Genomic DNA, 19,705 nt, shown 5'->3' on the forward strand with positions numbered 1-19,705 from the left:
CCCGGGCGTCAGCGCATGACGGCGGTGTCCACGAGGTCGCGCACGATGCGGTCGGTCGGCCGCTCGCGGTAGGTCGTGGAATCGAGCGTGTGCACACGCGCGGCGAGCGTCACCGACGACACCAGCCAGACACTGTCCGCGAGAATGAGATCCGCGACGCGCAGCGGTGCGTGCTCGGTGCTGAAGCCGGCGTCCCCGGCGATCTCGAACAACGCGTCGACGGTGGTTCCGCGCAGCACACCGTGCTCGACGGGCGGCGTCACCATGCGGCGGCCGGTGATCGAGAGCACCGTCGACCGTGGCCCCTCGAGCACGTGCCCGTCGGTGCTGCGGAACACCACGTCGTCGACGCCGGCACGGGCCGCGTGCCGCAGAGCCGCCATGTTGGTCGCGTAGGACAGCGTCTTGGCGCCGAGGAGCGTCCACGGCGACGTCTCCCCCGCATCGATGGAGTATCCGCGAGACAAGGTCATCGCCGACACGCCCTTCGCGCGCGATCGCGCCACTCTCTCCGAGACCTCGGAGACCGTCACCAACGCGGTGGGCGCCCCGCCGGAGTCCGACTCCCGGCCGCGGCTCAGATAGAGGCGCATGGCGCCTTCACCGGACCCGGTCCGCTCCCACTCCGCCACGGCCACCGACACCGCCGCGCGCCACGCCTCGGCGTCGGGCTCGTCGAGATCGAGCATGTCCGCCGAACTGGCGAGGCGCGCCAGATGGGCGTCGAGTCGACATGCTTTCCCGTCGCGGATCAGAATCGTCTCGAAGACGCCGTCACCACGCACCGCACCGAGATCGTCGGCATGCAGAACGGGGGCGGTCGGGTCCTGTACGACGCCGTCGAGGGTCACCACAACTCGTGAAGTCATGACCCCGAGGGTAGTGCCGTGGTAAGAAACCGGACGCGCTCCTAGACTGGGTGCGTGTCCGAGATTCCCGCAGTGACGTCCTCATCCGTGCTCGCTCGACCGGGTGCCGTCCGATCTCCCGACGACGGACCGGACCGCGGAACTGCATGGCACTACGGTGACCCGTTCGGCGAGCAGCGCGCCGCGGCCACCACGGCAGCCGTCATCGACCGCTCGACCCGCTTCGTCATCGCCATCACCGGCGAGGAGCGCCTGACGTGGCTGAACACGATCTCCAGCCAGCAGGTCGCGACGTTGACCGACGGCTCGTCCGCCGAGAATCTCAGCCTGGACGTCAACGGTCGAGTCGAGCACCACATGGTCATGACCGACATCGACGGAACCACGTGGATCGACACCGAAGCCGATCGAGGGCCCGATCTGCTGGCGTTCCTCACCAAGATGGTGTTCTGGTCGAAGGCGGCCCCGCGTCGCGGCTCCGAGCTCGTCGTCCTCTCCCTGCTCGGACCGAAGGCACCGTCGATCCTGCGCGCCGTCGGCACCGAGGTTCCCGATGCCGCGTACCAGGCAACGCTTCTGGTCCCCGGGGATCCGTCCTCGGGATTCGTCCGGAGGATGCCGTGGCCGGCGCGCGTCGACTCGTTCGACGTGCTGGTCCCCGCGGCCTCGCTGGACGAGTGGTGGGCCAAGTTCGTCGTCGCCGGTGCGCGCGAAGCCGGCAGTTGGGCGTTCGAGGCACTGCGGGTCGAGTCCGGACGCCCGCGCATCGGCCTCGACACCGACGACCGAACGATCCCGCACGAGGTCGGCTGGATCGGCGGTGTCACGGAGTTCGGGGCGGTGCACCTGGACAAAGGGTGCTATCGCGGCCAGGAAACCGTCGCCCGCGTCCACAACCTGGGCAAGCCACCCCGTCGCCTGGTACTCCTGCACCTCGACGGATCCGCCGACGGCCGCCCCGAGACCGGTGACGACGTGACGGTCGGTGGACGCGCAGTGGGCCGTCTCGGCACCGTCGTCGACCACTTCGAGCTGGGCCCGATCGCCCTCGCGCAGATCAAGCGGGCGGTTCCGGTGGACACCACGCTCGACGCGGGTCCGTGCGCGGCCTCGATCGATCCCGAGTCGTACACGGCCGACACCGCCGTGCAGGCGGGCCGCGCTGCCGTGGATCGGCTGCGAGGTCGGTGACGGGCGCTGCGACAGGACGTGTCCTGTCGGTGTGCGTCGTGCACACCATCCATCCCATCTCACGGCCCGCCGTCGTGGACTCGGCCATCGACAAGCGCGCGGTCGAGGGTCCGGTCGCCGTCGACGAGAACGGGCTGCACGGCGATCGTTCATGTGACACGAAGTTCCACGGCGGCGCCGATCAAGCCGTGTACGCCTACGACGAGTCCGAGGCGACGCGCTGGGCGGTGGATCTGGGTCGCGACGTTCCGCCCGGCTACTTCGGCGAGAACCTCCGGGTCACCGGCATCCCGGTGACGGACGCGGTCGTCGGCACCCTGTGGTCGGTGGGTACCGCCGTCCTCGAAGTCACGATCCCTCGACGTCCGTGCGCGGCGTTCGCTCGGTGGACGCAGGAGAAGACGTGGGTCAAGCGTTTCACCGAGCGCGCCGATGTCGGTGCATACCTGCGCGTGGTCCGGCCGGGCGTCCTCAGCGCGGGTGATGCGATCGAGATCACGATGGTGCCCGATCATGGCGTGACCGTCCGCGATCTGTTCGTCGGGGACTCCGCGGACGCGATGGCGACCCTTCTCGAGACCCCCGGCCTGGCCCCCAAGGTGTATCGGGAGGCTCGGGACATGGCAGCGCGAGCGGCGCGGCGCACATCGTCGGTGTGACACCGGATCCGGTGGAAGCGCAGACCCGATTCGCACGCTAGAGTGTGGTCAGGAAGAACACACAATCAGACGGGGCCGCCAAAAAATCCCAGGCCGCCCCGCTATTCGCGAGGGGGTTAGCCATGGGCCGCGGCCGGGCTAAGGCAAAGCAGACCAAAGTTGCACGTGAGCTCAAGTACAGCTCACCGTCCACGGACTTCGAGAGTCTCCAGAAGGAGCTCGCAGGTTCCCCCGACTCGCACCGCAACGGCATCGCCGACCGGGAGCCATCCCGGCACGACGATGACGAATACGACGACTGGCGGCGCTGACCGCACCCCCTGATCGGGGATCATCCACTCTTCACACCGCAACCGTGCGGGGCGTTCCGAATCCGGGACGCCCCGCACGGTTGCGCGTGGTGCGTGTAGTCGTCATCGGACATACAGAATCGCCCGGGACAGGAATCCTGCCCCGGGCGATCTGTTCGTCTGTCAGAAGCGCGGGTGGTTGCCCAACAGCACTGCCCGCTCGTCGGTCCCGGTGTCGGCCGACTTCTTCACGGTGCCCAGCGTCCAGCATTCGATGTGGCGTGCGGTCAGCACCGCGAGTGCCCGGTCGACATCTTCGGGCGCCACGATCGCGACCATACCGACGCCCATGTTGAACGTCCGGTCCATCTCCTCGCGCTCGACGCGGCCGCGCTGCGCGATCATCGCGAAGACCGGCGCGGGGCTCCACGTTCCACGGTCCAGTTCCGCGACCAGACCCTTCGGCATGACGCGCGCGAGGTTCGCCGCGAGTCCGCCGCCGGTGACGTGGCAGAACGTGCGCACGTCGGTCTCCGCGGCGAGCGCGAGGCAGTCCTTGGCGTAGATGCGCGTCGGCTCGAGCATTTCCTCGCCGAGCGTGCGGCCGAACTCCTCGACGTGACCGGTCAGGGACATACGGCTGATGTCGAGAAGAACCTTGCGGGCCAGCGAGTAGCCGTTGGAATGCAGACCCGACGATCCCATCGCGATGACGACGTCGCCCGGGCGGACCCGGTCCGGTCCGAGCACCTGATCGGCCTCGACGACGCCGACGCCGGTGGCGGACAGGTCGTACTCACCGTCGGCCATCATGCCGGGGTGTTCCGCGGTCTCTCCGCCGAGCAGGGCGCATCCCGCGAGGATGCATCCGTCGGCGATTCCCTTCACCAGCTGCGCGACGTGCTCCGGCACGACGCGGCCGACGGCGATGTAGTCCTGCAAAAACAACGGTTCCGCTCCGCAGACGACGAGGTCGTCGACGACCATGGCGACGAGGTCGAGCCCGACCGTGTCGTGCTTGTCCAGAGCCTGGGCCACCGCGATCTTGGTGCCGACTCCGTCGGTGGAGGCCGCCAGCAGCGGCTCCCGGTAGCCACCCTTGAGGGCGAACAGACCGGCGAACCCTCCGAGCCCACCCATGACCTCGGGCCGCGACGCGCGCTTGGCCAGCGGCGCGAACAGCTCGACAGCGCGATCACCGGCTTCGATGTCCACTCCCGCTGCTGCGTACGAGGCGCCGGCGCCGTGCTGGTGGGTGTCATCGGTCATGGGTGTACTGCTCCAGCCTGATCTGAGGGATGCCCGTGCGGGTCGAGTGCGGCCCTAACGGTACCGGAGGACTATCGGTCCCCACGGTCTCGTGTCACCTCGGGGCGAGGAATGGCCGCGATGAGGCGCTTGGTGTACTCCTCCGCCGGATCACGCAGGATGCGTCCCGGTGTGCCGAGTTCCACGACGGCGCCGCCCCGCAGCACCGCCACCCGGTGTGCGAGACGGTCGACGACAGCGAGATCGTGACTGATGAACAGGCAGGCGAAACGGAGTTCGGTCTGCAGTTCCTCGAACAGGTCCAGCACAGCGGCCTGCACCGAGACGTCGAGCGCGCTGGTGGGCTCGTCCGCGACCAGCAGATCGGGCTTCAGCACGAGTGCACGAGCCAGAGATGCTCGCTGCCGCTGACCGCCGGACAGCTCGTGCGGGTAGCGCTTCTCGGTGCCCTTCGGCAGCTGCACCGCATCCAGCCACTCGGTCACCGTGCGTGCGATCTCTGCTTTGGACCCGCTCTTGTGCACGATCATCGGTTCGGCGACGCACTGGCCGACCGTCAGCCGCGGATTCAGCGATGTCGACGGGTCTTGGAAGACGAACCCGAAACGCTTGCGCAGACTCTTCAGCGCCGATCCTCGGAGCCGGCCGATGTCCTGCCCGAGCACGTCGACCTCGCCCGACGTCGGCTTCTGCAGCGCCGCGACGCACCGGCCGATCGTGGATTTGCCGGAGCCCGACTCCCCCACCAGCCCCAACGTCTCCCCGCGGTGCAGATCGAACGTCACCGAGTCGACGGCGCGGAAGACGGACTGTCCGATACCGCCGGGGAACTGCACGACCAGGTCGCGCACGGACAGGACGACCTCGTCCTCGATGGTGCGGTCCGAGATCTGCGGGTCGAGCGTCGGGACGGCGGCCAGCAGCTTCTTCGTGTAGTCGGCCTTCGGTGCCTCGAACAGATCGTGCACCGAGGCTTCCTCGACGACTTCGCCGTCCTTCATCACCACGACTCGGTCCGCGATGTCCGCGACGACGCCCATGCTGTGGGTGATCAGCACGATCGCGCACCCCAGCCGGTCCTTGAGGTCCCGCAGCAGGTCGAGGATCTCGGCCTGCACCGTGACGTCGAGAGCCGTCGTCGGCTCGTCGGCGATGATGACCTTCGCCTCGCACGAGATGGCGATCGCGATCATCACGCGCTGCTTCTGACCGCCGGACAGCTCGTGCGGGTAGTAGCCGAATCGCCGCTCGGGGTCGGGCAGACCGACCATCGTGAGCAGTTCGATCGCACGCGCTCGGGCGGCCTTCTTGTCACGGGTCTTCCCGTCGGGGCCGGCGTGAGCTCGCAAGGCCTCGACGATCTGGTAGCCGACGGTGAAGAGCGGGTCGAGTGCGCTTCCCGGTTCCTGGAAGACCATCGCGATCGCGTTGCCGCGGAGGTCGGCCCACTGCTTGTCGCTGAGCGCGGTGACCTCGCGCGTACCGACGGTGACGGAGCCCCCGACTTTCGCGGTGTCGGGAAGCAGTCCGATGGCGGACCGCACACTGACCGACTTCCCGGAACCCGATTCACCGACCACGGCCAGCACCTCGCCGGGGAACACCTGGAAACTCACGCCCTTCACGGCGTCGACGGACCCCGCGTCGGTGGCGAAGCTGACCGACAGGGCCTCGAGTGTCAGGGCGGCCGGAGTCGACGCTGTCATGAGGCGTCCTTCTGCTTGCGACGTGTACGGAGAACGGGATTGAGTGTCTCGCTGACGGATTCGCCCACCATGGTCATGCCGAGCACGACCAGGACGATGGCGGTTCCGGGGAAGATCGACGTCCACCAGATGCCGTTGGAGATGTCCGGCAACGCCTTGTTGAGGTCGTATCCCCACTCGGACGCGGACGTCGGCTCGATGCCGAACCCGAGGAATCCGAGACCGGCGAGCGTGAGGATGGCCTCGGCGCCGTTCAGCGTCAGGATCACCGGAAGCGTCTGGGTGACGTTGGCGAGAATGTGGCGGAACATGATGCGCAGCGGACTGGCTCCGGTCACACGAGCGGCGTCCACGTACGGCTCCGTCTTGACCGACACGGTCGCGTTGCGCACCACCCGGAAGTACTGCGGCACGAAGACCGCCGTGATCGCGATGGCGGCGGACAGGACACCGCCGAAGCTGGAGGACTGACCACCCGCCACGACGATCGAGACGACAACCGCCAGAAGCAGACTCGGGAACGCGTACATCGCGTCCATGAAGAGCACCAGCACGCGGTCGACCCATCGACCGATGTATCCGGAGATCAGACCGAGCGGGACACCCACCACGATCGAGAGCACCAGCGACGTCACGATCACCAGGAGTGCCGTGCGCGCGCCGTAGACGACGCGGGAGAACACGTCCTCGCCGCGGACCGACGTACCGAAGATGTGATCGGCGCTCGGCGCCGCCTGACGTGCGAATTCGACTCCGTCGGAGGAGGTCTGGGAGAAGCTGTACGGCGCGATCAGCGGCGCGAAGACGGCCATGATCACGAACAGCGCGACCAGGACGAGGCCGATGACGATGGTCGCCTTCTGCAATCCCGCACTGGAGCGGATGATCGACAGGCCCGGTACACCGCGGCGTCGTTTCGGGGTCTCGATTGCGCCGACGGTGACCTCGATACTCATCAGAACCTCACTCGTGGGTCGACGATCGCCACGATGGCATCGGTGAGGAAGCTGATGACGGCCACGACGATTGCCAGGAACGTCACGATGCCCTGCACGGCGATGAAGTCACGGGCTTGCAGGTAGCGGGCCAGCTGGTAGCCCAACCCCTGCCATTCGAAGGTGGTCTCGGTGAGCACGGCACCGCCCAGCAGCATGGCGATCTGCAGTCCCATCACCGTCACGACGGGAATGAGTGCGTTGCGGAAGGCGTGCCGACGGGCGACGACGCGCGACGAGAGTCCGCGCGCACGAGCAGCTTCCACGTATCCGGACTGCAGCGTCTGCAGCAGGTTGACTCGGACGAGGCGCAGGAACACACCGGCCGTCAGCAGCCCGAGTGCGACGGCGGGGAGGACGGCGTGCTTCAGCACGTCGACCGTGTAGCTCGGCTCGCCGTAGAGGATCGAGTCGATCAGCAGGATGTTCGTCTTCGGTGACACGTTCTGCAGAGCGAGTTCGACGTTGGTGCTTGCGCGGCCCGCGACGGGCAGCCACCCGAGCTTCACGGCGAAGACCAGCTTGAGCAGCATGCCGACGAAGAACACCGGGGCCGCGTAGAACAGGATCGCGAGGATGCGGAGCGTGCCGTCGGAGATCGAGTCCCGACGCGTCGCCGCATAGAAGCCGAGTGGGATCCCGACCGCGAACGCGACCAGCAACGCCCAGAACGCGAGTTCGAGCGTGGCGGCACCGTTGGTGATCAGCACACTGCTGATCTCTTGATTACTGGTGGCGCTACGGCCGAAGTCGCCGCGCAGCAGTCCCGAGAGGTACTCCCAGTACTGCACCAGGATCGGCCGGTCGTAACCGGCCGCGGCGCGTCGTTCGGCGATCTGATCGGCGGGCAGTCGTCCACCGAGGGCAGCACTGATGGGATCGCCGAGAACGCGCATGAGGAAGAAGACGACCGTGACCAGGATCCATGCCGTGGGAATGATCAGCAGGAACCGGATGACGAGATAACGGGCGAGCGCGCCGTAGCGTGACGACGCGCTCGCCCGTGACTGCTTCCCCACCGACGCCTCGTCGGGCGTGGTGGTGACCATGGATCAGCCCTTCGTGAGCGGGGTGAAGCGGAACTTGAAGGAGGCGTCGAGCGTCTCGTCGACACCCTGCACCTGGTCCGTGGAGATGGCGATCTGCTTGCCCTCGAGAAGCGGCAGCGTCGAGACGAAGTCCTGCGCCATGCGGGTCTGGATCTCACCGATGATCTCGAAGCGCCGGGCCGGGTCGGTCTCGGTGCGCTCGGAATCGATCAGCGCGGTGATCTCCGGATTCTCGAAGTGGTTCTGCAGGAAGTTGTCCGGCGCGAAGAACGGCGTCAGGTAGTTGTCGGCGTCCGGGAAATCCGGGAACCAGCCGAGCTGGTACACCGGGTAGGTGTCGGCGACGCGTTCCTTGTTGTAGGTGTTCCACTCGGTGGACTGCAGGTTGACCGTGAACAGACCCGAGCTCTCGAGCTGGCCCTTGACCGCGGCGTACTCCTCCGACGAGGACGAGCCGTAGTGATCGGGGTTGTACTGCAGGTTTACCGCGACAGGGGTCTGAACGCCGGCGTCGGACAGGAACTTCGCGGCCTCGTCCTTGTTCGGCGCCTCACCGTAGACGTCCTTGAACGCGGTGTTCGCGCCCTCGAGTCCACTGGGGACCACCGACCACGCCGGCGTGAAGGTGCCCTTGTAGACGTTCTCCGACAACGCATCTCGATCGACCGACGCGGCCATGGCCTTGCGGATCGCGAGCTTCTGCTCGGGGGTGCCGCCGGGCATCGTGTTCTGGTTGAAGACGATGTAGCGGAGCTCTCCACCGGGGCCCTCGTGGACGGTGAGACCGTCGACCTGGTCGAGGGACTCGATATCCGTCGGAGTCAGCGAACGCCACGCGACGTCGATGGACTTGTTCTGCATGTCGAGCTTGAGGTTGTCCGCACTGGTGTAGGTGCGCAGAGTGACCGAGCTGGTCTTGGGCGCACCGAGCACACCCTTGTAGTCCGCTGCGGCCGAGAAGCTGACGAGCGAGTTCTTCTCGTAGCTGTCGATCGAGTAGGGGCCGGCGAAGGGCTTGGCCGCCACGACGGCGTTGTCGTCCATGATCGAGTCGGCCGGGAAGACCTCGGAGTCGATGATCGGACCGGTGTTGGTCGCGAGCACCTGCGGGAAGGTCTGGTCGTTCGGGGCCTTCAGCGTGAACTCGACGGTCTTGTCGTCGGGCGCGGCCACCGAGTCCAGGTTCGCCAGCAACGAGGAGGGACCGTTGGGGTCGTTGATCGACACGATGCGGTCGAACGAGAACTTCACGTCCTCGCTGGTCAGCGCGTGTCCGTTGGAGAACTTCAGGTCGTCCTTCAGCGTGCACGTGTAGACGGTCGGCTGGCTGAACTCGCAGCTCTGCGCGGCGTCCGGCTGCAGCTCGTCGCTGCCCGGCGCGTAGTTCATCAGGAACGGGTAGACCTGGTTCATGATCGTGAACGAGCCGTTGTCGTACGACGCGGCGGGATCGAGCGAGTAGACCTGATCGGTGGTGCCGACGATCAGGGCCTCACCGCCGCCCTCGCCGCCGCTGCCGCCGTCATCGGTGCGGCCGGAACCGCAGGCCGCAGCAGTGAGAGCAGCGACGGACAGGATGGATACGGCCGCGGTACGCCGCGCCGTGCGTCCTCGTGAGGGCACGCTCATGGTGTGGATGTCCTTCGTGAGTGTGGACCGGGATGATTCGGTGAACGGCACGTTACCGAGTTCGCGTGTCGTTCATGTGTCGAACCACACGATATTTTTAACATGACCGGTACTTACCTGTCCGACGGCCTGACGTCCAACAGCTTCTCGCCTCGCGGAGACAGCCGGTACCCCACGGCGAGACTCTCGGTGAGACCGAGTGCTTTGAGCCGTCGCACGCGCGGCTTGAACACGTCGCGCTCGAGGCCCAGCACGGCGCCGAGATCGGCAGCCAGCACGGCGGGGCGGTCCCGGATCAACTCGAGCGTGCGCCAGGCCCACGGCACATCGGCACGGTCGTCCATGCGGTCGATCTTGCCGATCAGTACGGCGAACTCGTCGTCCGACAGATCGTCGTCGGCACGAAGAGCGATACGGGGATCCTCACCACCGAAGGAGACCTCGACGCGCCATACCGGATCACCCTCGGACCCGCGAAAACCCCTGCGCAGAGCGACGATCGACGTTTCGCCGGCGGCAACGGCGTCGTCGTCGGTCAACGAGTCCGGATCGACCTCGGTGATCGCGTCGACCACGATCACTCCGGCAGGAGTGTGAATCCACGTGCCCGGCTTGACGCGCCGCTTCGACCACCGGCGGTACTGGACGCGCACCGTTCCGGCGGCGATTGCCTGCGCGACGGCGAGACGGATCAACATCGGTCTGCCGGACGTCAGGGCCGGGAGAGCGCGCTCACGTTGTCGTCCGTGACGGGCATCGCGATACCGGCCGTCGTCGCGAGCATCCCCTCGAGCACGTTCTTACCCATGGCGGTCTCCTTGGGGAGCTCGATCGGGTACTTGCCGTCGAAGCACGCCGAGCACAGGCGGCTGGCGGGCTGCTCCGACGCGGCGATCATGCCCTCGATCGAGATGTAACCCAACGAATCGGCGCCGATGGCCTGCCGCACGCCCTCGAGCATGCCGTCCTCGGAGTCCATGCCGTTGGCTATCAGCTCCGCCGGCGAGGCGAAGTCGATGCCGTAGAAGCAGGGCCAGCGGACGGGCGGCGACGCGATCCGCACGTGGATCTCGAGCGCGCCGGCCTCCCGCAGCATCCGCACGAGCGCACGCTGGGTGTTGCCGCGGACGATGGAGTCGTCCACCACGATGAGTCGCTTGCCGCGGATGACCTCGCGGAGAGGGTTGAGCTTGAGGCGGATGCCCAGCTGACGGATGGTCTGCGACGGCTGGATGAACGTGCGCCCGACGTAGGCGTTCTTCATCAGACCCTGGCCGTACGGGATACCCGAACCCTGCGCGTATCCCACGGCGGCGGGAGTACCGGATTCCGGAACGGGGATGACCAGGTCGCCCACCGCGGGGTGTTCCTCCGCGAGGCGGCGGCCGATCTCGACGCGTGTCGAGTGGACCGAGCGGCCACCGATGACACTGTCGGGACGAGCGAGGTAGACGTACTCGAAGATGCAGCCCTTGGGCTCGGGAGCCGCGAATCGCGACGACCGCACGCCGTCCGCATCGATGGCGAGCAGTTCGCCCGGCTCGATGTCGCGCACGAACGAGGCGCCGACGATGTCCAGGGCGGCGGTCTCGGAGGCGACGACCCAGCCGCGGTCGAGGCGACCGAGCGACAACGGGCGCACGCCGTGAGGATCACGTGCCGCGTACAGGGTGTGCTCGTCCATGAAGGTCAGGCAGAACGCGCCCTTCAGCGTCGGCAGCAGTTCCATCGCGGCCTGCTCGATGGTGCTGTCCGCTGCGCCGTGCGCGAGAAGAGCGCCCACGATGTCTGAGTCCGACGTGGCACCGGTCCCACGGGGACGGCCCATGATTCCCGCATCGCGGGCGCGCTCCGACAACTCGGCGGTGTTCACGAGGTTGCCGTTGTGGCCCAGAGCGATGCCGCTGCCGGCCGCGGTAGTGCGGAAGATGGGCTGCGCGTTCTCCCACGTCGTCGACCCGGTGGTGGAGTACCGGCAGTGCCCGATGGCGATGTGGCCGCTCATCGCGCCCAACGTCTGCTCGTCGAACACCTGGCTGACCAGGCCGAGATCCTTGAACACCAGCACCTGCGAGCCGTCGGCGACGGCGATGCCGGCAGCCTCCTGACCACGATGCTGCAGAGCGTAGAGACCGTAATAGGTCATCTTGGCGACGTCCTCGCCCGGAGCCCACACACCGAAAACGCCGCATTCCTCGCGCGGGTCGTTCTCGTTGATGTCCAGTTCCGGACCGGATGTGTCATCGAGCAGATTCGGGCTGTGGACCGATGGTTCACGAGTCACGACGCGCTCTCCTTGACTACGGCGAGGGGTTGGGGTGCAGAAGATGCGCTGCACACACACTGCGTGAGTCTACGGCCATCACGACCTCGAACCAGCCCCCGGCGGCAATCGATACCGCCGCTCGGTGTGATCCCCGACTCGTTCATCGGTGCCATGATGGATGCATGGCCAGCAGACTCCCGTACGGCGTGACCCCCGAACAGCCCGGCGAGGGCCAGGAATCGGTATGGGACTACCCCCGACCGCCCGCACTCGAAGCGTCGGACAAGCGACTCGTCGTCCGTTTCGGGAACGTGGTCGTCGCCGACAGCACGTCCGCGTACCGGGTGCTCGAGACCAGCCACCCGCCCACCTGGTACATCCCTCGCGCCGACATCGACGAGAGCCGACTCCGCCGATCCGGTGCCCGATCCACGATGTGCGAATGGAAGGGTTCGGCGACGTACTGGGACATCCTCGGCGAGGACGGCGCCGTCCTCGAGGCCGGCGGATGGAGCTACGAGAACCCCACTCCGTCGTTCGTTCCCATTGCCGGCGCGCTCTCCTTCTCCCCCGTCTCATTGACGTGCGAGCTCGACGGCGAAGTCGCACGTGCGCAGGAGGGCGGCTTCTATGCCGGCTGGATCACCCGCAACGTCGTCGGGCCGTTCAAGGGCATCGCCGGGAGTTGGGGCTGGTAGTGGCCGAGAAGAACTTCTACAGCCACTCCGACGCGGCCGAGAAGTCCCGCCGCGACAAGGCCGTCGCTCTCGCTCGATACCTGTGGGACCGCGACATCTCTGCAGACGATCTCGCGGCGATGGCCGCGGACGTCCGACGCAAGGTGGCCCGCGCCGCGGACATCAACCCGCCCAGCTCCGACGAGACGTGGACGGTGGTCTCGACTCTGTTGCGCGAGAAAGCCGAGTGGGCGCGCGATCACCCCGATCATGACGCAGCCCGCCGGGCACACGCCGACGAGAAGATTCTGTGGGTGAAGCCGCCGGTACAGCCCTGGCGGTGAGGGTCAGATCCGGACGAGTGGGAGCCAGTGCGCCACCTCGCCGGCGCGGCCACCCGATGCCGTGACGCCCGCTCCGCGCACGGCGTCCTCGAACGCCACGCGCCCCGTCACCATCAACAGCCATGTCCGAGGGTCGCATTCGACGACGTTGGGGGGCGTACCTCGGGTGTGACGCGGTCCGACGATGCACTGCACCGCGACGAACGGCGGTACGCGCACCTCGACACTCGAGCCGGGCGCCGTCTGCTCGATGGTGCGCGCACTGAGCCGCACCGCGGCGGCGAGATCGGCGCGCGGCGGCTTCGGAAGGTCGGGATCGTCGAGCCATGCCGACACCGCCTGGAGGGATGAGCGGAGTTCGGCCGGGTCGACGGGTTTCGAAGGTGCCACGCCGTTCAGTGTTCCACCGCGCGGTGGGCCCCGAGCCGTGCCTCACCGTCCACAGGTCGCTCTGATCGACGGGATCCCGTCGATTCGTGAGAGTTGTGGATGCTGAGGCACGGCCTGATCAACGAGGACCGCCGCTGTCCGCGATGGATGCTTCACTGTCTGCATGACACCGAACCTGTATCAGGGGTCGACCATCGACCACCTCAACGTGACAGTCACGGACGTCGATCGCTCACTCGCAATCTACGTGCCGGCTCTCGGCGTACTCGGGATCGAGAAGCTGCTCGACTTCACCGGCGGACCGGACGACGACTACGTCCGCATGGTCGGATTCGGCAGTGGCCGCAAGCCGTTCTTCTGGCTCGTCCAGGGAACCACCGTCGATCCTGAACTGCACGTGGCGTTCTCGGCACCGACCCGTGACGCCGTCCGGGAGTTCCACGCCGCGGCCCTTGCGGCGGGCGCACGGGACAAGCTGTCTCCGCGCGTCTGCCCCGAGTACCACGAGAACTACTTCGGCGGCTTCGTGTACGACCCCGACGGGATCAACCTCGAGGCGGTCTGTCACCTCGAGTAGAGCGCCACCACGTCGACGCGATTGCACCGATCGAATTGGCGGCCCAGTGCAGGGCCATGGGCGTGAGAATGGTTCCGGTTCGCCGCTTCGACTCGACGAACAGTGCGCCGGCCGCCCCGGTGAACAGGACGACGGGCACCGACCTACCCGAGTCGTACCAGTGCCAGACCCCGAATGCCGTGGAGCCGACCACGAGTGCGGCACGCGGACCCACCACGGCAGTGGCCACGGTGTCGACGACGCCGCGGAACAGGAACTCCTCGGGAAGCACTGTGCCGATGGGGATGTCGAACAGCACCCACCGGGCCAGTCCGGTCACTTCTCGGGACCGTCAGCGTCCGCGTACTCGTTCATGACGACGCGGATGCGCTCGGTGTCCGCCTGCGTCCACCCCTCGGGTGCCGCCACCGCGGCGAAGCCGTCGAGCACCGTCGTGCCGTAGTTGTGTCCGTGTCCGTCGGGCACACCGGCCGCATTGGTGAGGTCGGCGCTGACCTGCCAGAAGGTGACGAAGGGGAACCACCGCATGCTCGGCAGGCGGTCGTACCCGGGCGGCTCGGCGAGCCAGTCGGGCCGCTGGAACAGCAGGTCCGGTGTCCACCACACGATCGGGTCGGACGGGTGCTGGATGTAGAGCACTCGCGGATACGGCCAGTCGCCATCGAGGGCGTCGACATCGCGCGTGCTGTCGGCGAACCTCATGAGAAGCCCACCGGCGTAGACGGGTTCGACTTCGGTGCTACCGGGGTCGCGGCGGCTCACGTATGTGTCCCAGATGCGGTTCGAGTTGGGCGGCCCCACCCAGAGAACGCCGTCGACGGTATCGCGAATGTCCGCGATATCCGCAAAAGCTCCCTCGCCCGCCTGTGTTCCGAGACTCTCGCCGTAGACGTAGAACTTGGGCCTGGTCGCCTCGGGCTCCTGCTCCCAGCGCTCGTGCACGCTGTCGATGAGCAGTTTCCCTGCCGCCGCAGCCTTCTCACGGTCGGCGAGGAAGGAGATCCAACTGGGAAGGTACGAGTACTGGGACGCCACCAGCGTGACGTCGCCGTCGTACATCAGCTCCACCGCGCGGGCTGCTGTCGGATTGACCCAGCCGGTTCCCGTGGTGGGGATGACGACAATGGCCTTGCGGGAGAAAGCATCCATACGATCGAGCTCGCGCAGGAGCAGATCCATGCGCTGGTCGTCGGTCTCGGCGCTTTCCAGACCGACGTACGCACGGATAGCCTCCTTGCCCGTGCGGCCGGTCGCTCGTGTCATCTCGTCGGCGGACAGCCCGCCCGAGACGAAGTTACGACCTTCGAATCCCAAGGTGTCCCAGCCGACCAGCGACCCGGAGCCACCCGACCTCTCCGGCACGCTCGGCTGTTCCGCACCCTCACGGGTATCACCGTTGGCGGTACTGAACACCGAGTTGGCGACGCTCATCGTGCCGCGCAGCAACACACCCTGCACCAGCGTGATCAGCACCGTCAGCACGAGAACGAAGCCGACGAGGTTGGCAACCCACTGCGGCAGGCGGATGAGTCGTAGGAGCGATCGCACGACGAAACGACGGATGTCACGGATGACGCGCCACAAACCGATCAGCACCGCACACACCGCGAAACTGATGATGCCGGTGCGGATGAACCCCGTGGATGTCAGACCTTCGGCGCCCATCAGCGCGGCGAGCTGACGCTGCCAGTCCGCCGAGGCGTACAGCATGACCGCACCCGAGACGGTGGAGATTACCGGGACGGCGACCAGAAGCGCACGCTCGACGCGGATCGGCAACGGCCACCACGGTTGTTGGCGCAGCACCGTCCGCAGCATGATCCAGCCGACGGCGACACCGACTCCGTAGCCGATGGCCGCCGTGATGCCGCTGACGATTCCCTGGAACAGCCACCCACGCGGAAGCAACGACGGTGTCAACGACCAGCAGAAGAACAACGCACCGAACGCGATACCGGTGACGTCCAGGCGTAGGAGCCCCCACGCCCAGACCCAGGCAGGGTGCTTGCGCACCGTGCGCGTCGCGGACGCCAGGACGTAGGCCGGCAGTTCCTCGAAGCTGTGAGGGCGCTCCAGCTCGTCCGACGGCCGAGTGTCGGTGTCGGTCATCGGACGGTGCCGGAAACCTCGGTCAGCCGAAGAGCGCTGGGAGCGTCCCCTCGTACGCCTCGCGGAGTTCGGTCAGCGGGACGGTGAACAGCCCCTGGAACTCCACCTCGTCCGACCCTTCGTCGGCCACCCCGATACGCACCCATGGCATCCCCCTTGCACTGCACATCCCCGTGAACCTGGTCTCCTCGGTCCGAGGGACTGCAACGAGTACCCGCCCGGACGACTCCGAGAACAAGGTGACGAAGGGATCTGTTCCCTCCGGCGGCAAGATGCGGCACCCGGTTTCACCGGCCAGCGCGACCTCGACGACCGTCTGCGCGAGTCCGCCCTCGGACAGGTCGTGCGCTGCGGTGACCAGACCGTCGCGGCTCGACGCGGTGAGGATGTCCGCCAGCAACTGCTCGCGAGCCAGGTCGACCTTCGGCGGAACCCCGCCGAGATGGTCGTGCACGACCTGCGACCAGATGGACCCGTCCAGCTCGTCGTGGGTCTCCCCCAGCAGGATCAGGGTCTCGCCCGGTTCCAGGCCGATCCCTGTCGGGATCCGGCGATGGACGTCGTCGAGCACACCGAGCACGCCGACCACGGGCGTGGGCAGGATCGGCGTCGATCCGGTCTGGTTGTAGAAGCTGACGTTGCCGCCGGTGACCGGAATGCCCAGTTGCACACAGCCGTCCGCCAGACCTCGCACGGCCTGCTGGAACTGCCACATGACACCCGGATCCTCCGGCGAGCCGAAGTTCAGGCAGTTCGTCACGGCCTTGGGTGTGGCGCCCGTCGTCGCGACGTTGCGGAACGCTTCCGCGAGAGCGAGTTGCGCGCCCCGGTACGGGTCCAGCGCCGTGTAGCGACCGGACGCATCGGTCGCGAGAGCGATTCCGCGACCGGTCTTCTCGTCGATGCGGATGACGCCGGCGTCGGCGTGCTCCGCCAGAACCGTGTTGCCGCGGACATAGCGGTCGTACTGCTCGGTGATCAGGCGACGGCTGCACAGCTGCGGCGACGAGATCATCGTCAGGAGCGTCTCGCGCAACTCCACACCCGTCGTCGGACGCGGCAGTCCCTCGGTCGTGTTCGCGACCAGAGCATCCTGCGACGCGGGCCGCTGCACCGGGCGCTCGTAGACGGGGCCGTCGTGCGCCACCGTCTTCGGCGGAACGTCCACGACAGTGTCACCGTGCCAGGTGATCTGGAGGTTGTCGCCGTCGGTGACCTCACCGATGTCCGTCGCCAACACGTCCCACTTCGCGCAGACAGCCATGAAGGCGTCGACGTTCTCGGGAGACACGACGGCGCACATACGTTCCTGCGACTCGCTCGAGAGCACCTCGGCGGGCGTCATCCCGGTGGCCCGCAACGGAACCCGATCCAGCGCGATGTGCATGCCGCCGTCGCCCGCGGATGCGAGCTCCGATGTGGCGCAGGACAATCCGGCACCGCCGAGATCCTGGATGCCGACGACGAGCTTCTGCTGATACAGCTCGAGGCAGCACTCGATGAGCACCTTCTCGGTGAACGGGTCGCCCACCTGGACGGCCGGGAGCTTGCGCCTGCCCTGCGTCTCGTCGAACGTCTCCGACGCCAGCACGGAGACACCGCCGATACCGTCGAGGCCCGTGCGGGCGCCGAACAGGATGATCTTGTTGCCCGCACCCGACGCGAACGCCAGATGCAGGTCCTCGGTGCGCATGACACCGGCACACAGCGCGTTCAGCAGAGGGTTGCCCGCATAGGACGCGTCGAAGACCGTCTCGCCGCCGATGTTCGGCAGACCCAACGAATTCCCGTACCCACCGACACCGCGGACGATGCCCTCGAGCACACGACGAGTGTCGGGGGCATCCGCAGCACCGAAGCGCAACTGATCCATCACCGCGATCGGTCGGGCACCCATCGCCATGATGTCGCGGACGATGCCGCCGACGCCGGTCGCAGCGCCCTGGTAGGGCTCGATGTACGACGGGTGATTGTGGCTCTCCACCTTGAAGGTGACCGCCCAGCCGTCGCCCACGTCCACCACGCCGGCGTTCTCACCGATACCCGCGAGCATCCCGGAACGCATCTCGTCCGTCGTGGTCTCACCGAAGTACTTCAGGTGCACCTTCGACGACTTGTACGAGCAGTGCTCGCTCCACATCACGGAGTACATCGCCAGCTCGGCATCCGTCGGGCGACGCCCGAGAATCTCCTTGATCCGTGCGTACTCGTCGTCCTTCAAACCCAACTCCGCGTACGGCTGGGCGGTGTCGGGCGTCTCGGTGGCGGTGGTGACGGTGTCGACCGGAGGCACGGAGACCGCCTCGACCTGAGGAGTGGACTCGACAGACACGGTGGATGGGGTCCTTCCCTCGGCAGAATGTCGAGGTCATTCTATGTCCACCGTCGACCGGCCTCCGACCGGCCTCCGGCCTGCCCGCTATCCCTCCGACCGGCCTCGGCCTGCCTACTCGGGGCGGATGCCGTAGTCGAGCACGGCGTTGCCCTTGCTGGTGATGGTGGCGTTCTTCAGCACCAGCCGGGTCAGGGGGTCGCCGGGCTCGAACAGTCGCTGACCCTTGCCGACGACGACGGGGTGCGTCATCAGGGTCAGGGTGTCCAGGACGCCGGCCGCGAACAGCTGCCGGACCAGAGAGATGCCGCCCACGACGGCGATCTCACCACCGTCCGACTTCTTGAGCTCCCGCACGAACTCGACCGGGTCACCCTCGATCAACGTGGAGTTCTGCCACGACAGGTCGCCCGTCAGGGTGCGCGACGCGACGAACTTCTCCACGGGGTTGATGAACCCGGCGAACGGGTCGTCGGCTCCGGCGTTGCCGAAGTGATCCGACCACGACTCGTACGCGACCCGCCCCATGATCGCCGTCGTTGTCCTGCCCATGAAACCGCCCATGGACTGACCGAGCTCGTCGTCGAAGCTGTCGAACTGCCACTGGTCCGGTGCCTCGACCACTCCGTCCACCGAATGGAACAGACCTGCTGTCACTGTGCGCATCGTGCCGACCCCTCGTGATGAACCGGCGCCGATCGCCGGTCGTCCTGCAGGAGTGACCGTAGACGGCGCCGGAATTCATCACGGGCAGTCACCGACTACAGCGGAAGCAGGACCTCCGACCGACTCGACGAGCACGGTGATGTTCTCGCTGTCCTGCCACTTGGATCCGATGGTGAGCTGTCCGGCGAACTCGTCCGGGGCGGCGGGAGCGTACGTCGAGGGTGCCCACCGCCGCCGCGCGCAGCGCCCGACCATGCGCGCAGGTTGCAAAGTGCGCTGACCGCCGCGCGCAGCGCCCAACTTCTGGCGCGCACCGCAATTGCCGTCGCGCACTGCCGATCGAGGGTGCTCAGCACTATCGAGGGTGCAGCCCACCGCCGCCGGGCGCAGCGCCCGACCAAGCGCGCAGTCTGCACGGTAGTTGTCAACCTGTCTGAGACAGTTTGTGGTGGTTGATACCGGTGGGTCCTGGTAGGTCCGGTGCTCGGGGCGGGCGTCGGAACCGTTCGGGGTGCTGGGCGTAGTAGCAGTGCAGATGGTGTTGCCGGTCCTGTCGGATCAGGTGCGCTGTGCCCTGGTGGACGGTTGCGGGGGTGTGCCGACCGAGGCCGGAGTGCCGGTGTTCGGTGGCGTAGCGGTTCAGGAATTGTGCGGTCCAGGTGCGGGCGTGGTCGATGCTGGTGAACC

General features: G+C 67.1%; 21 protein-coding genes. 6 read left to right on the forward strand and 15 right to left on the reverse strand.

Annotation, left to right across the window (positions count from 1 at the left end; genetic code table 11):
• Positions 1–8 precede the first annotated feature (8 nt).
• The gene (locus tag RU01_RS07425; protein ID WP_042573889.1) at positions 9–869 is read right to left on the reverse strand and encodes an aminodeoxychorismate lyase; all 861 of its coding nucleotides are present in this window, start codon (positions 867–869) and stop codon (positions 9–11) included.
• 54 nt (positions 870–923) lie between these two features.
• Between RU01_RS07425 and ygfZ the strand changes: the two genes are divergently transcribed.
• The 3 genes from ygfZ to RU01_RS07440 all read left to right on the forward strand — a co-directional run bounded on the left by ygfZ (position 924) and on the right by RU01_RS07440 (position 3,030).
• The gene (gene ygfZ, locus RU01_RS07430; RefSeq protein WP_042573890.1) at positions 924–2,060 is read left to right on the forward strand and encodes a CAF17-like 4Fe-4S cluster assembly/insertion protein YgfZ; all 1,137 of its coding nucleotides are present in this window, start codon (positions 924–926) and stop codon (positions 2,058–2,060) included.
• A complete protein-coding gene (locus tag RU01_RS07435; RefSeq protein WP_052493163.1) occupies positions 2,057–2,719 on the forward strand; it encodes an MOSC domain-containing protein in 663 nt (220 codons plus the stop codon). Before ygfZ ends, RU01_RS07435 begins: the two co-directional genes overlap by 4 nt.
• Positions 2,720–2,841: 122 nt before the next feature.
• A complete protein-coding gene (locus RU01_RS07440) occupies positions 2,842–3,030 on the forward strand; it encodes a DUF3073 domain-containing protein (protein WP_042573921.1) in 189 nt (62 codons plus the stop codon).
• 162 nt (positions 3,031–3,192) lie between these two features.
• Here the strand turns inward: RU01_RS07440 and purM are convergent, their stop codons facing one another.
• From purM to purF, 7 genes are all read right to left on the reverse strand, one after another.
• Positions 3,193–4,278, reverse strand: coding sequence for a phosphoribosylformylglycinamidine cyclo-ligase (gene purM, locus RU01_RS07445; protein WP_042573891.1), 1,086 nt, complete (start codon positions 4,276–4,278; stop codon positions 3,193–3,195).
• A gap of 71 nt (positions 4,279–4,349) precedes the next feature.
• A complete protein-coding gene (locus RU01_RS07450; RefSeq protein ID WP_042573892.1) occupies positions 4,350–5,984 on the reverse strand; it encodes an ABC transporter ATP-binding protein in 1,635 nt (544 codons plus the stop codon).
• Positions 5,981–6,940: an ABC transporter permease gene (locus RU01_RS07455; protein WP_042573893.1), complete on the reverse strand. Its 960-nt coding sequence runs from the start codon at positions 6,938–6,940 to the stop codon at positions 5,981–5,983. Before RU01_RS07455 ends, RU01_RS07450 begins: the two co-directional genes overlap by 4 nt.
• Entirely contained in the window at positions 6,940–8,028 is a 1,089-nt protein-coding gene (locus RU01_RS07460; protein ID WP_082042958.1) for an ABC transporter permease, read from the reverse strand. Before RU01_RS07460 ends, RU01_RS07455 begins: the two co-directional genes overlap by 1 nt.
• A 3-nt stretch (positions 8,029–8,031) precedes the next feature.
• Positions 8,032–9,657 (reverse strand): ABC transporter substrate-binding protein, encoded by a 1,626-nt coding sequence (locus RU01_RS07465; RefSeq protein ID WP_082042960.1) that lies wholly within the window; start codon positions 9,655–9,657, stop codon positions 8,032–8,034.
• A gap of 113 nt (positions 9,658–9,770) precedes the next feature.
• The gene (locus RU01_RS07470; protein ID WP_042573894.1) at positions 9,771–10,355 is read right to left on the reverse strand and encodes an ASCH domain-containing protein; all 585 of its coding nucleotides are present in this window, start codon (positions 10,353–10,355) and stop codon (positions 9,771–9,773) included.
• Between the two features lie 14 nt (positions 10,356–10,369).
• Positions 10,370–11,941, reverse strand: coding sequence for an amidophosphoribosyltransferase (gene purF, locus RU01_RS07475; RefSeq protein WP_042573895.1), 1,572 nt, complete (start codon positions 11,939–11,941; stop codon positions 10,370–10,372).
• A 164-nt stretch (positions 11,942–12,105) separates the two neighbouring features.
• On the opposite strand from purF, the gene RU01_RS07480 reads away from it, so the two are divergent.
• Both RU01_RS07480 and RU01_RS07485 read left to right on the forward strand, forming a co-directional pair.
• The gene (locus RU01_RS07480) at positions 12,106–12,621 is read left to right on the forward strand and encodes a DUF427 domain-containing protein (protein WP_042573896.1); all 516 of its coding nucleotides are present in this window, start codon (positions 12,106–12,108) and stop codon (positions 12,619–12,621) included.
• Complete coding sequence (locus RU01_RS07485; protein ID WP_042573897.1) at positions 12,621–12,944, forward strand: hypothetical protein; 324 nt, start codon at positions 12,621–12,623, stop codon at positions 12,942–12,944. Before RU01_RS07480 ends, RU01_RS07485 begins: the two co-directional genes overlap by 1 nt.
• A 3-nt stretch (positions 12,945–12,947) precedes the next feature.
• On the opposite strand, the gene RU01_RS07490 is transcribed toward RU01_RS07485, so the two are convergent.
• A complete protein-coding gene (locus tag RU01_RS07490; RefSeq protein WP_042573898.1) occupies positions 12,948–13,334 on the reverse strand; it encodes a sterol carrier family protein in 387 nt (128 codons plus the stop codon).
• Positions 13,335–13,497: 163 nt separating this feature from the next.
• On the opposite strand from RU01_RS07490, the gene RU01_RS07495 reads away from it, so the two are divergent.
• A complete protein-coding gene (locus RU01_RS07495) occupies positions 13,498–13,911 on the forward strand; it encodes a VOC family protein (protein WP_042573899.1) in 414 nt (137 codons plus the stop codon).
• On the opposite strand, the gene RU01_RS07500 is transcribed toward RU01_RS07495, so the two are convergent.
• The 6 genes from RU01_RS07500 to RU01_RS22795 form a co-directional block, all read right to left on the reverse strand.
• A complete protein-coding gene (locus RU01_RS07500) occupies positions 13,880–14,230 on the reverse strand; it encodes a CPBP family intramembrane glutamic endopeptidase (protein ID WP_052493164.1) in 351 nt (116 codons plus the stop codon). The two genes, RU01_RS07495 and RU01_RS07500, sit on opposite strands and share 32 nt — an antisense overlap.
• Positions 14,227–16,020, reverse strand: a complete 1,794-nt coding sequence (locus tag RU01_RS07505) for an alpha/beta hydrolase (RefSeq protein WP_042573901.1) — start codon at positions 16,018–16,020, stop codon at positions 14,227–14,229. The genes RU01_RS07500 and RU01_RS07505 overlap by 4 nt, the downstream gene beginning before the upstream one ends.
• A 22-nt stretch (positions 16,021–16,042) precedes the next feature.
• Positions 16,043–18,352: a phosphoribosylformylglycinamidine synthase subunit PurL gene (gene purL, locus RU01_RS07510; RefSeq protein WP_197074706.1), complete on the reverse strand. Its 2,310-nt coding sequence runs from the start codon at positions 18,350–18,352 to the stop codon at positions 16,043–16,045.
• Positions 18,353–18,466: 114 nt separating this feature from the next.
• Positions 18,467–19,018, reverse strand: a complete 552-nt coding sequence (locus RU01_RS07515; protein WP_042573902.1) for a dihydrofolate reductase family protein — start codon at positions 19,016–19,018, stop codon at positions 18,467–18,469.
• A gap of 78 nt (positions 19,019–19,096) precedes the next feature.
• Complete coding sequence (locus RU01_RS23525) at positions 19,097–19,351, reverse strand: hypothetical protein (RefSeq protein ID WP_042573903.1); 255 nt, start codon at positions 19,349–19,351, stop codon at positions 19,097–19,099.
• 91 nt (positions 19,352–19,442) lie between these two features.
• Positions 19,443–19,694, reverse strand: coding sequence for a hypothetical protein (locus tag RU01_RS22795; RefSeq protein WP_269430109.1), 252 nt, complete (start codon positions 19,692–19,694; stop codon positions 19,443–19,445).
• Positions 19,695–19,705: the final 11 nt, after the last annotated feature.

Origin of the sequence: Rhodococcus sp. MEB064 (assembly GCF_000834565.1) — a bacterium.
Classification (GTDB): Bacteria; Actinomycetota; Actinomycetes; order Mycobacteriales; family Mycobacteriaceae; genus Rhodococcoides.

Coding starts and splice junctions, on each gene's coding strand:
- RU01_RS07460 (WP_082042958.1), bottom strand. CDS start 8,028: ATGGTCACCACCACGCCCGACGAGGCGTCGGTGGGGAAGCAGTCACGG.
- RU01_RS07440 (WP_042573921.1), top strand. CDS start 2,842: ATGGGCCGCGGCCGGGCTAAGGCAAAGCAGACCAAAGTTGCACGTGAG.
- RU01_RS07480 (WP_042573896.1), top strand. CDS start 12,106: ATGGCCAGCAGACTCCCGTACGGCGTGACCCCCGAACAGCCCGGCGAG.
- RU01_RS07465 (WP_082042960.1), bottom strand. CDS start 9,657: ATGAGCGTGCCCTCACGAGGACGCACGGCGCGGCGTACCGCGGCCGTA.
- RU01_RS07470 (WP_042573894.1), bottom strand. CDS start 10,355: ATGTTGATCCGTCTCGCCGTCGCGCAGGCAATCGCCGCCGGAACGGTG.
- RU01_RS07515 (WP_042573902.1), bottom strand. CDS start 19,018: ATGCGCACAGTGACAGCAGGTCTGTTCCATTCGGTGGACGGAGTGGTC.
- purM (WP_042573891.1), bottom strand. CDS start 4,278: ATGACCGATGACACCCACCAGCACGGCGCCGGCGCCTCGTACGCAGCA.
- RU01_RS07495 (WP_042573899.1), top strand. CDS start 13,498: ATGACACCGAACCTGTATCAGGGGTCGACCATCGACCACCTCAACGTG.
- RU01_RS07425 (WP_042573889.1), bottom strand. CDS start 869: ATGACTTCACGAGTTGTGGTGACCCTCGACGGCGTCGTACAGGACCCG.
- RU01_RS07455 (WP_042573893.1), bottom strand. CDS start 6,940: ATGAGTATCGAGGTCACCGTCGGCGCAATCGAGACCCCGAAACGACGC.
- RU01_RS07505 (WP_042573901.1), bottom strand. CDS start 16,020: ATGACCGACACCGACACTCGGCCGTCGGACGAGCTGGAGCGCCCTCAC.
- RU01_RS07450 (WP_042573892.1), bottom strand. CDS start 5,984: ATGACAGCGTCGACTCCGGCCGCCCTGACACTCGAGGCCCTGTCGGTC.